The organism is Paraburkholderia sp. (assembly GCF_035501035.1).
Classification (GTDB): Bacteria; Pseudomonadota; Gammaproteobacteria; order Burkholderiales; family Burkholderiaceae; genus Paraburkholderia.
Genome location: NZ_DATJWR010000248.1, coordinates 1 through 10,584, shown reverse-complemented (window position 1 = coordinate 10,584; position 10,584 = coordinate 1). Strand labels below are relative to the sequence as shown.

10 protein-coding genes and 1 pseudogene are annotated in these 10,584 nt (G+C 67.9%); 3 read left to right on the top strand and 8 right to left on the bottom strand.

Features of this window, described 5'->3' with window-relative positions:
- A pseudogene (locus VMJ11_RS18685) lies at window positions 1-98 on the bottom strand (6,7-dimethyl-8-ribityllumazine synthase); the annotation flags it as partial.
- A 59-nt stretch (window positions 99-157) separates the two neighbouring features.
- The gene (gene ribBA, locus VMJ11_RS18680) at window positions 158-1,336 is read right to left on the bottom strand and encodes a bifunctional 3,4-dihydroxy-2-butanone-4-phosphate synthase/GTP cyclohydrolase II (protein WP_325620879.1); all 1,179 of its coding nucleotides are present in this window, start codon (window positions 1,334-1,336) and stop codon (window positions 158-160) included.
- A 214-nt stretch (window positions 1,337-1,550) separates the two neighbouring features.
- Between ribBA and VMJ11_RS18675 the strand changes: the two genes are divergently transcribed.
- Both VMJ11_RS18675 and VMJ11_RS18670 read left to right on the top strand, forming a co-directional pair.
- The gene (locus tag VMJ11_RS18675; RefSeq protein WP_325620878.1) at window positions 1,551-1,832 is read left to right on the top strand and encodes a type II toxin-antitoxin system RelE/ParE family toxin; all 282 of its coding nucleotides are present in this window, start codon (window positions 1,551-1,553) and stop codon (window positions 1,830-1,832) included.
- 11 nt (window positions 1,833-1,843) lie between these two features.
- Window positions 1,844-2,149, top strand: a complete 306-nt coding sequence (locus tag VMJ11_RS18670) for a HigA family addiction module antitoxin (RefSeq protein WP_325620877.1) — start codon at window positions 1,844-1,846, stop codon at window positions 2,147-2,149.
- A 45-nt stretch (window positions 2,150-2,194) separates the two neighbouring features.
- Here the strand turns inward: VMJ11_RS18670 and VMJ11_RS18665 are convergent, their stop codons facing one another.
- The 5 genes from VMJ11_RS18665 to VMJ11_RS18645 form a co-directional block, all read right to left on the bottom strand.
- Complete coding sequence (locus VMJ11_RS18665) at window positions 2,195-4,024, bottom strand: ABC transporter ATP-binding protein (protein ID WP_325620876.1); 1,830 nt, start codon at window positions 4,022-4,024, stop codon at window positions 2,195-2,197.
- A 385-nt stretch (window positions 4,025-4,409) separates the two neighbouring features.
- Window positions 4,410-5,084, bottom strand: a complete 675-nt coding sequence (locus tag VMJ11_RS18660) for a riboflavin synthase (protein WP_325620875.1) — start codon at window positions 5,082-5,084, stop codon at window positions 4,410-4,412.
- A gap of 35 nt (window positions 5,085-5,119) precedes the next feature.
- Window positions 5,120-6,238, bottom strand: a complete 1,119-nt coding sequence (gene ribD, locus VMJ11_RS18655) for a bifunctional diaminohydroxyphosphoribosylaminopyrimidine deaminase/5-amino-6-(5-phosphoribosylamino)uracil reductase RibD (RefSeq protein ID WP_325620874.1) — start codon at window positions 6,236-6,238, stop codon at window positions 5,120-5,122.
- A gap of 72 nt (window positions 6,239-6,310) precedes the next feature.
- Complete coding sequence (hemL, locus tag VMJ11_RS18650) at window positions 6,311-7,624, bottom strand: glutamate-1-semialdehyde 2,1-aminomutase (protein ID WP_325620873.1); 1,314 nt, start codon at window positions 7,622-7,624, stop codon at window positions 6,311-6,313.
- Between the two features lie 255 nt (window positions 7,625-7,879).
- Window positions 7,880-8,512, bottom strand: coding sequence for a hypothetical protein (locus tag VMJ11_RS18645; RefSeq protein ID WP_325620872.1), 633 nt, complete (start codon window positions 8,510-8,512; stop codon window positions 7,880-7,882).
- A 291-nt stretch (window positions 8,513-8,803) separates the two neighbouring features.
- On the opposite strand from VMJ11_RS18645, the gene VMJ11_RS18640 reads away from it, so the two are divergent.
- Window positions 8,804-10,036 (top strand): Bcr/CflA family multidrug efflux MFS transporter, encoded by a 1,233-nt coding sequence (locus tag VMJ11_RS18640; RefSeq protein WP_325620871.1) that lies wholly within the window; start codon window positions 8,804-8,806, stop codon window positions 10,034-10,036.
- Between the two features lie 76 nt (window positions 10,037-10,112).
- Here VMJ11_RS18640 and VMJ11_RS18635 read toward each other — a convergent pair.
- A partial coding sequence (locus tag VMJ11_RS18635; RefSeq protein ID WP_325620870.1) for an SIS domain-containing protein occupies window positions 10,113-10,584 on the bottom strand: 472 nt, incomplete at its 5' end.

The window sequence follows — 10,584 nt, the reverse complement described above, 5'->3', positions numbered from 1 at the left end:
GCGAGGCCGTTGCAGACGGGTTCGTTAAAGCGCGACTGGACGATGCCGATGCGCAGTCCGTCGCCGTCGAGGTTCGGTTGGTATTGTCCGATTTCCATGTGGTGTCCGTAGGTTCGGTTGAGCGTGGTGACGCGTGAAAGGGGCGTGCAATGCGACTTCAGGCGTGCGGCGAAGTGTGGTCAAGCCCGCGGTCAGCTGACTCCGGCGCACAGGGCGCTTGCGTGTCGCTGCCCGGCATCGGCACGAAGCCCGTGACTTCGAGGCCATAGCCCGACATGCTGCCGAGGCGGCGCGGCTTCGAGAGCACCTGCATGCGGCCCACGCCGAGTTCGCGCAGGATCTGCGCGCCGATGCCGTAGGTCTTGAAGTCCACGGGCCGGCGGGCGAGCGCCTCCGCGCGCTCTTTCTGGTCGAACGCCTTGAAGACGTCGATCAGGTGTTCCTTGGTGTCGCCGCAGTTGAGCATGACGATCACGCCGACATCTCGCGCGGCGATCTCGCGCATGGCGGCGTCGAGCGTCCACGAATGCGTGGACGAGCCCGTTTCGAGCAGGTCCAGCACCGAGAGCGGTTCGTGCACGCGCACGGGCGTGTCCGCGTCGGGTCGCGGCGTGCCGCGCACGAGCGCGATGTGCGGCGTGCGCGTGGGGTGATCGACGTACATCACCGCGCGGAACGGGCCGTGGGCGGTCTGCATGGTGCGTTCGGCCACGCGCTCGACGATCGATTCGGTGCGGCTGCGATAGTGGATGAGGTCGGCGATGGTGCCGATCTTCAGGCCGTGCTCCTGCGCGAACTCGATCAGGTCGGGCAGGCGCGCCATCGTGCCGTCGTCCTTGATGACCTCGCAGATCACCGCGGCGGGCGTGAGGCCCGCGAGCGCGGTGAAGTCGCAGCCCGCCTCGGTGTGGCCCGCGCGCACGAGCACGCCGCCCGGCTGCGCCATGATCGGAAACACGTGGCCCGGCTGCACGATATGCTCGGCGCGCGCGTCGTGCGCGACAGCCGTCTGGATCGTGCGGGCGCGATCGGCGGCGGAGATGCCGGTCGTCACGCCTTCCGCGGCTTCGATGCTGACCGTGAACGCCGTGCCGTACTGCGTGCCGTTGCGATAGGTCATGAGCGGCAGGTTGAGCTGCTTGCAGCGCTCCTGGGTGAGCGTGAGGCAGATCAGGCCGCGGCCGTACTTCGCCATGAAGTTGATGGCTTCTGGCGTGACGAACTCCGCAGCGACGACGAGGTCGCCCTCGTTTTCCCGGTCTTCTTCGTCGACGAGGATGACCATCTTGCCGGCCTTGAGTTCGGCGATGATCTCTGGGGTGGAGGCGAGCGTCATGTTGGGATTCTGGCTGGAAAGCGCACATTTTACGCCACGCGGGCGGGCGCGTCGCCCAGAACGCGGGTGGCGCATTGCCATTGGGCTGGTGCCCCGCTGCGACAGGCCGGCGGCCCGCCGTTGCCGACGTTGGCCGAACGGCTAGCTGGCGGGGCAAGGGCGCATCTTTCATGATAGTAACGCTTGACGTTATTAACGCATGACGTTACTATCCATGACGATTACTTCCTTTGCCTGCCGCGACACGGCGGCGCTGTTCGCGGGGCGCCGGGTTGCCCGGTTCGTGGCCATTGAAACGGTCGCCATCCGCAAGCTGCAGCAGATCCATGCGGCCGCCACGCTCGCGTTTCTGAGAGCGCCGCCGGGCAACCATCTGGAGCGCTTGAGCGGCGAGCTCGAAGGCTGGTACAGCATCCGCATCAATGGACAGTGGCGTATCTGCTTTCATTTTGCGAGCGGCGAGGCGGCGGAGGTACGCATCGTGGACTATCACTGAGGAGCATGGCTATGGCACGGGAAGTACCGCTTGCCACACCGGGCGAGATCCTGAACGAAGAGTGGCTCAAGCCGATGGGCATCAGCCAGTACGCGCTCGCCAAGGCGATTGGCGTGCCGCCGCGCCGCATCAACGAGATCGTGCTCGGCAAGCGCGTGATCACGGCCGACACCGCCGTGCGTCTCGCTGTCTATTTCGGCACCGACGCGCGCAGCTGGATGGAGCTGCAAACCCATTACGACACCGAGATCGCGCGCGAGGCGTTGCAGGACGTGCTTGCGAGCATCCGCCCGCACCCGCGCGCCGTGGCCGCCTGATCAAGCTTGCTGCGGGCGTGCGCGCATGCGGGGTCATATGTCGCATCAGCGGAAGACGACGTCGTCGGCGAGCCCCTTCGTCAGCTCCAGGGCCTGGCGCTCGAACAGGCGCCGGTAGAGGCCGTTTTCGCGGCGCACGAGCGCGTCATGCGTGCCTTCTTCGACCACGCGCCCGCGCTCGAGCACGAGCAGCCGGTCGAGCGCGCGCACGGTGGAGAGCCGGTGCGCAATCACGACCGTCGTGCGTCCTTCCATCAGCCTCTCCATGGCTTGCTGGATCAGCACTTCGCTTTCGCTGTCGAGGCTCGAGGTCGCTTCGTCGAAGATCAGGATCGGCGCGTTGGCGAGGAACGCTCGCGCGATGGCCACGCGCTGGCGCTCGCCGCCCGAGAGCTTCACGCCGCGCTCGCCCACGAGCGTGTCGTAGCCGTGCGGCAACGCCATGATGAAGTCGTGCGCGCTCGCGAGCTTCGCCGCCCGCTCGATTTCGGCGTGGGTGGCGCCGGGCCGCGCATAAGCGATGTTCTCGGCGAGCGAGCGGTGAAACAGCACGGGCTCCTGTTGCACGATGGCAATCTGCGAGCGCAGCGACGTCTGCTGCACGCGCGCGATGTCCTGGCCGTCGATCGTGATACGGCCTCCGGACACGTCGTACAGGCGCTGGATCAGCTTGATGAGCGTCGTCTTGCCGGAGCCCGAATGGCCGACCAGTCCCACGCGCTCGCCCGGCGCGATGCGCAGCGAGAGGTTTTCGTAGAGCGGTCTGTCGAGCGCGCCATAGCGAAACGTCATGCTCTCGAAGCGGATGTCGCCCTGATCGATCACGATGGGCGGTGCACCGGCCGCGTCCTCGATGCCGAGCGGCTCGGCGTCGAGCGTCACGAGTTCTTCCATGTCGTTGACCGAGCGCTGCAGATTGCGCACGTGCATGCCCACGTCGCGCAAATAGCCCTTGAGCAGGAAGAACAGCGTGAGCGCGAAGGTGATGTCGCCCACGCTTGCGAGGCCGCGCGCCCATAGGAGCAGCGCTGCGCCGAGGATGGCGGCCTGCATGCCCACGAGCAGCGCGCCCTGGACGCCGCCGTTGAGCGTGCCGCGCCGCCAGGTGCGCCGCGTGCGGCTGTTCCACTTCGCGACCACTCGTGTGAGCCGCGCCTCTTCGCGCGCTTCCGCGCCGAAAGCCTTGACGACGGCGTTGCACGAAATGGAGTCGGCGAGCGCGCCGCCCATTTTCGTGTCCCACTGGTTCGCGAGGCGGGCCGAGGGCGCGACGTAGTAGAGCGAGAGCGAGACGGTGATCGCCAGATACAAGGCCGAGCCGAGCCCGACGACGAGGCCCATCACTGGCCACTGCAGCGCGAGCAGCAGCGTCGAGCCGACCAGCATCACCAGCGAGGGAAAGAGAGCGACGAGCAGGGTGTCGTTGAGCAGGTCGAGCGCCCACATGCCGCGCGTGATCTTGCGCACCGTGGAGCCCGCGAAGCTGTTCGCGTGCCAGTCGGTCGAGAAGCGCTGCACGCGATGGAACGCGTGCGTGGCGATCTCGCTCATCATCTTGAGCGTGAGCACGATGATGTTGCGGTACGCCCCCTGGCGCATGATCGTGCCGCCAAGGCCGAGCGCCGTCAGCGCCCAGAAGGCAACGACGGCCGCGTGCCATGCGGCGGTGCTGCCGGCCGTTGCGCTGTGGGTGAGGGCATCGACGAGCTGGCCCGCGTAGTGCGGCGTGAACACGTCGGCGAGCGCGCCGAGGAGCGACGCGAGCGCAACGGTCGTGACGCGCATGGGCTGGCGCGACCAGTGCCGGAAAGTGAAGCCCAGGACCTTGCGGAACGTTTGTCCGCCCGAATCGGGTTTGTTGTTTGGCTCTGTCATGGACAGCGTGCTCCGGGCGCGGTGCCCGAAGACTCTCCTGAATAAGCGTTAAGGCGGAAAACGGGACACGCGCGTCCGGGAATGCAGTACCGGACGGCTCGACCTCGAAATCACGGAAATACGTCGCGGCGGCCTGGAAGGCTGCTGCGCGGGAAGCGCGCTATGGCTGCGCCGGAAGCGGGGAGGGCGCGATCTGACGTCGCAAGATCACCCGCATCATCGGCATGGCGGCGTACGTTTCAATCGTTGCCAACGGTGCCTTCTTTTCCGGTACGGGCGATGGAAACGCGGCGAGCCGTGCGGCGCGCGCGTGGGAAAAGCGTAGATTCTATCAGCGCCCCGGCGCGCGTGCTCGCGCCGGGGCGGGGCTTGCCTTTGGGCTGGCTCAGAGGCCGGCGGTCTTGCCGGAGGAGAGCATCCGCTCCACATACCGCGCGATCAGATCGATCTCCAGGTTGACCTTCGTGCCCGCCGCGAGATGCTTGAGCGTCGTGACTTCCACCGTGTGCGGAATCAGGTTGATCGAGAATTCGCAGCCGTTGGCGCGGTCCTCGACCGAATTGACGGTCAGGCTCACGCCGTTCACGGTCACCGAGCCCTTGTACGCGAGATAGCGGCCGATAGCGGCCGGCGCGAGAATGCGCAGCTCGTGCGACTCGCCCACGGGCGCGAAGCGCGTGACGGTGCCAAGGCCGTCAACGTGGCCCGAGACGATGTGGCCGCCAAGGCGGTCGTTCGCGCGCAGCGCCTTTTCGAGGTTCACTTCGCCCGTCGTTTCGAGGCCTGCCGTGCGGTTCAGGCTTTCGCGCGAAACGTCGACGTCGAAGGTCGTCGCCGACTTCTCGATGACGGTCATGCACGCGCCCTGGATCGCGATGCTGTCGCCGAGCTGCACGTCGTCGAGGCCGAGGGTGCCCGCGTTGACGGTGAGGCGCACGCCGGCGTCGGCGTCCGTGCCCGGCTGGGTCTGCGCTTGTGCCTGCGCTTGTGCCTGCGCTTGTGTCTCGATGGGGCGGATCGATTCGATGCGGCCCACTGCCGCGACGATTCCGGTAAACATCGTGCTGTTCCTTGTGTTCAGTGCTTCAGTGAGGGTCAGGCGTCTTGCATCGCGACGACGCGCGCGAGGATGCGCAGGTCGCCGCCAATGCGCTCGACGGAGTGAAAAGCGAGGCGCGTGCGCTCGTCGAGCGTCGCGGGCGCGGCAAGGTCGATCATGCCAAGCGAGCTGGTGCCGAGCAGCGAGGGCGCCACGTACACGAGCAGCTCGTCCACGCAGCCTTCGCGCAGCAGCGAGCCATTGAGCTTGTAGCCGGCCTCCACGTGCAATTCGTTCACGCCGCGCGCAGCGAGCTCGCCGAGCATGGCGGTCAGGTCGACCTTGCCGTGCGCGTTGCCGAGCGCAACGATCTCGGCGCCGCGTGCGCGCAGCGCTTCGGCGCGTTCCTCGTTGCTCTCGTCGAGCGCGGCGCAGAACACGAGCGTTGGCGGCCCCACGAAGATCTGCGCGAGCGGCGAGGCCTCGAGGCGGCTGTCGATCAGCACGCGTTTGGGCTGGCGCGGCGTGTCGACCGCACGCACGGTCATGCGCGGGTCGTCTTCCTTCACCGTGCCGATGCCGGTCAGGATGGCCGAGGCGCGTGCGCGCCAGGCGTGGCCGTCGGCGCGCGCGGCCTCGCCTGTGATCCATTGGCTCTCGCCCGACGGCAGGCCGGTGCGGCCGTCGAGCGAAGCCGCCACCTTCATGCGCACCCACGGACGCTTTCTCGTCATGCGCGAGACGAAGCCGATATTGAGCTCGCGCGCCTCGTTGGCGAGCAGGCCGCAGCGCACGTCGATGCCCGCGTCGCGCAGCATCGCGAGACCGCGCCCCGAAACGAGCGGGTTCGGGTCCTCCATCGCGGCGATCACGCGCGCGACTTTCGCTTCGATCAGCGCGCTCGCGCAGGGCGGCGTGCGGCCGAAGTGGCTGCACGGCTCGAGCGTGACGTAGGCGGTCGCGCCGCGCAGGTCGTGCCCGCGCGCGCGCGCGTCCTTCATCGCCTGGATTTCGGCGTGATCCTGGCCGGCCGGCTGGGTGGAGCCTTCGCCGATCACTACGCCGTCCTTCACCAGCACGCAGCCCACGCGCGGATTCGGGTCGGTGATGTAAAGGCCGCGCTGCGCGAGGGTCAGCGCGCGCTCCATGTGGACGAAATCGGATTGCGAGAACATCGTTGAGCTTTCTCTTCGGCGAGGGTTGTGCCGGCGAGGCGCGCGACGTGCCTCGCGTGCGCTACGCGCTGCTTATTGACCGGCTTGACCGGCGGAGAAGGCGCGCCTCGCCGCGGCGATCGTCTCGTCGATGATCGCATCGTCGTGCGCGCTCGACACGAAGCCCGCTTCGTAGGCCGAGGGCGCGAAGTAGACGCCCGCGTCCAGCATCTGATGGAAGAAGCGGTTGAAGCGCGCGGTGTCGCTCTTCGTGACCTCGGCGAAGCTGCCCGGCACCTTGTCCGCGAAATAAAGGCCGAACATGCCGCCCACCGAATCGGCGACGAACGGCACGCCTGCCAAGCGTGCGGCCTCGCTCAAGCCCTGCGCGAGACGCGAAGTCTTCGCCGCGAGTTGCTCGTAGAAGCCCGGCGCCTGGATCAGCTGCAGCGTCTTCAGGCCCGCCGCGACCGCGATCGGGTTGCCCGAAAGCGTGCCCGCCTGGTAGACGGAACCGTTGGGCGCGAGATGGTCCATGATCTCGCGGCGGCCGCCGAACGCCGCCGCCGGCATGCCGCCGCCGATCACCTTGCCGAGGCACACGAGGTCGGCTTCGACGCCGTAGAGCGCCTGCGCGCCGCGCAGGCCAACGCGGAAACCGCACATCACTTCGTCGAAGATCAGCACGCTTCCGTGCTTCGCGGTGAGGCTACGCAGCGCGCCGATGAACTCGGGCGTGGCCTTCACGAGATTCATGTTGCCCGCGACCGGTTCGACGATCACGGCGGCGATCTCGTCGCCGAACGCTTTGAATGCTTCCTCGAGCGCCGCGACGTTGTTGTACTCGAGCACCGTGGTGTGCTTCGCGACATCGACCGGCACGCCCGCCGAAGTCGGATTGCCGAACGTGAGCAGGCCCGAGCCGGCCTTCACGAGCAGGCTGTCGGCGTGGCCGTGATAGCAGCCTTCGAACTTCACGATGCGCTCGCGCTTCGTGAAGCCGCGCGCTAGACGCAGCGCGCTCATGGTCGCTTCGGTGCCGCTCGACACCATGCGCACCTGCTCCATCGACGGCACGATCTTGCAGATTTCCTCGGCGATCTCGATCTCGGCCTCGGTCGGCGCGCCGAACGAGAAGCCGTTCGCGAGCACGCGCTGGACGGCTTCGAGCACTTCCGGATGCACGTGGCCGACGATCATCGGGCCCCACGAGCCGATGTAGTCGATGTAGCGCTTGCCTTCGGCGTCCCAGAAGTACGGTCCCTGGGCGCGCTCGATGAAACGCGGCGTGCCGCCGACCGAGCGGAACGCGCGCACGGGCGAATTCACGCCGCCCGGAATGGTGCGCTGGGCGCGCTCGAAGAGGGCCTCGTTCCGGTTTGGCGTGCTGGACTGGGTGTTGGACATGAGTGCAGGACCTGCGAGAGTGGTGTGGCGCGCGGCGCGGGCCGAAATGGCCGGCGTACGCCCGCAGTGCGCCGACGGGCGGACCCACGCGGCGCCGCATGGACGCGGACGATGGGGCTGATCTCCCGAAATTGTACCGGAGTCGCGCGCATCGGGCCGGTGGCTCCAGCCGGCCTGGACGGGGCGTGGGGTGCCGTCTCAATGAGAGCTGATGGACGACGCGGCGTGAAAATCAGCGCGCCAATGGCCAATGGCCTACGGCTGGCGCTTGCGCGCTGGCGAAGCGTGGTGCGGCGGCGTGCCGCGCGCCGCGCCCGGCGCGGATGCTGTCTTGCGCGCGGATCGGGCCGCGCCCGTCCTCGGCGCGTTTGCCGTTGCCGGAACCGCTGGCGCGGATGCCGCGACAATCATGGCGTCGCGCATGGCAGCGAGCGCCGGCGCTGGCATCGGCCGCCGGCCGGTCAGCTGCGCCCAGCGTTTTTCCAGCGCGCCTTCGGCAATGGGCTTGATGACGGTGCCCGAGCTCTGCGCGTCCCAGGTCTGGACCGAGTAGGGGTGGGCACGCAAGGCGTCGCGTGCGATCACCACTTCCTCGCCGGCATCGACGAGCCAGTCGTAGACGAAGTCGATGCACAGCCGGTAGCCGCGCTTGTACGCAGCATCGGGCACCTCGTAGGGGGCGCGGGTGACGTAGCCGGAGCCGAAGAGGCCGCGCGGGTCGGCCGCGACGCGGTGCAGGAACACGCGGTCGCCCGGCAGGATGCCGCGCGCGAAGCCGCAGCCCCAGGTGTCGGCGACGGCCTCCCCGGCGCGCACGCGGCGCGCGAATTCGGGCAGTTCGGGCCAGGGCCACTTCCTCGGGCTCCAGATCAGCAGAAAGGCGGTCATGACGGCAGCGCGCAAGCGTGGAAGAAAGCGGGCAGCTTAGCGCAAAGCCGCGCTCGAACCATGCCGATGCCGGCGGGCATGCGATCGACGTCGGGTACAATGCGGCGGCACCGTTGCCGCTTTTTTTGCCGTTTTTTCGTCGTTTCTCGCCCGCCACGCGCCGCCCGCCGTGGTTCGCCGCATGAATCGGCCAGAGAATCGGCCACTGAATCGGTCAGTAAATCGGCCAGTATTTCGGCTCATGACATCGAGACCGCGCCGACTGCGCGCGTTCCGCCGCCACTCACTTCCATGTCCCATTCTCCGCGTCGCCGGCCCGATGGTCGGCTGATCCTGCTGCTCGGCGCACTCGCCGCCTGCGGCCCGCTCGCCACCGACATGTACCTGCCGAGCCTGCCGGCCATCGCGCAATCGTTCGGCGTGAGCGCCGGCGCGGCCGCCGCGACGCTCACGAGCTTCATGGCCGGCTTCTCGATCGGCATGCTGCTCTATGGTCCGCTTTCCGATGCGTACGGCCGCCGCCCCGTGCTGCTCGGCGGCATCGCGCTCTTCACGATAGCCAGCATCGCCTGCTGGTTCTCGTTTTCGGTGGGCGAACTCGTGATCGTGCGCTTCCTGCAGGCGCTCGGTGCGGGCGCGGCCTCCGTTCTCGCGCGCGCGATTGCGCGCGATGCCCACGAGCCGTCCGACGCCGCCAAGGTCCTCTCGATGGTCGCGATCGTCACCTCGATCGGGCCGCTGCTCGCACCGCTGATCGGCGGTCAGTTGCTGCTGATCGGAGGATGGCGCGTGGTGTTCGTCGCGCTCACGCTGTTCGGCCTCGCGTGCGCCGTGGCGGCTTATCTGCGCGTGCCCGAAACCTGGCCGCCCGAAAAGCGCGAGAGCGCGGCCGTGCTGCGCTCGTTCGCGGCCTACGGGCGATTGCTGCGCGATCCGCTCGTCTGGGGGCATATGCTCTGCGGCGGCATGGCGTTCGCCGCGATGTTTACCTATATCTCGGCCACGCCGTTCGTTTATATCGAGTATTTCCACGTTTCGCCGCAGCATTACGGGTTCTTCTTCGGCGCGAACGTATTCGGCATCATGCTCGGCAACTTCCTCAACACGCGCTTGATCGGGCGTTTCGGCACCTTGCGCATGATTTCGCATGCGGCGGCGGTGAGCGCGGGCGCGTCGCTCTTCGTCGCGTTGATGTGCGTGACCGGTTGGGGCGGCCTGTGGTCGATCGTGGCGGGGCTGTTCTTCGTCGTGGGCGTGGTGGGTCTGCTCGGCGCGAACTGCGCGACCGATCTCATGTATCGCTACCCGAAGAACGCGGGCGCGGCGGCGGCTGTGTTCGGCGCGACGCAGCTCGGCCTCGGCGCGCTCGCCAGCGCCGTGGTGGGGTGGTTTCCGGGCGTATCGCCGTTCGGTATGGGGGTGACGATCGGCGCGTGCGGCGTGCTGACATGGTTCGGGCGCGCACTCGTCGTGAAGTGGCATGGCACGCCGGCCCCGGGCGCCGCCCGAACGGCAGCGTCCTGAGTCGAACGGATCGCCGAAGAAAAATGGGACGCCGCGGCGTCCCATTCTTTATTGCCCGGTCCAGCCGGTCAAGGCCTTAGTCGCGCGCCGTGGACGACGCGCCGTGGCTCAGCCAGTCGAGCACGGCCGAGGCGTCGTCGTCGGCATGCTCGCGGGCCGTTTCGACGGCGTTGCTCAGGTCCGCATCGGGCGACGCGCGGCGGATCGCGACGCCCACCGCGAGGATGTCGATCATCAGCAGATGCAGGATGCGCGAGATCATCGAAAGCTGCGATTCGCGCATTTCGATGTGATCGGTTTCGAGCGCCACGGTCGCGCGCTTGGCGAGCGGCGTGTTGCTCGAGGTGATGGCGATCACCTTCGCGCCCGCCTGCGTGGCGACGTCGAGCACGCGCAACAGTTCCGGCGCGCGGCCCGACTTCGAGACGGCAACGATCACGTCGCCCTTGCCGAGCAGCGCGGCCGACGCCGCCTGCATGTACAGGTCGCCATAGGCGATGGTCGGGATGCCGAAACGGAAGAACTTGTAGTGCGCGTCCTGGGCGACG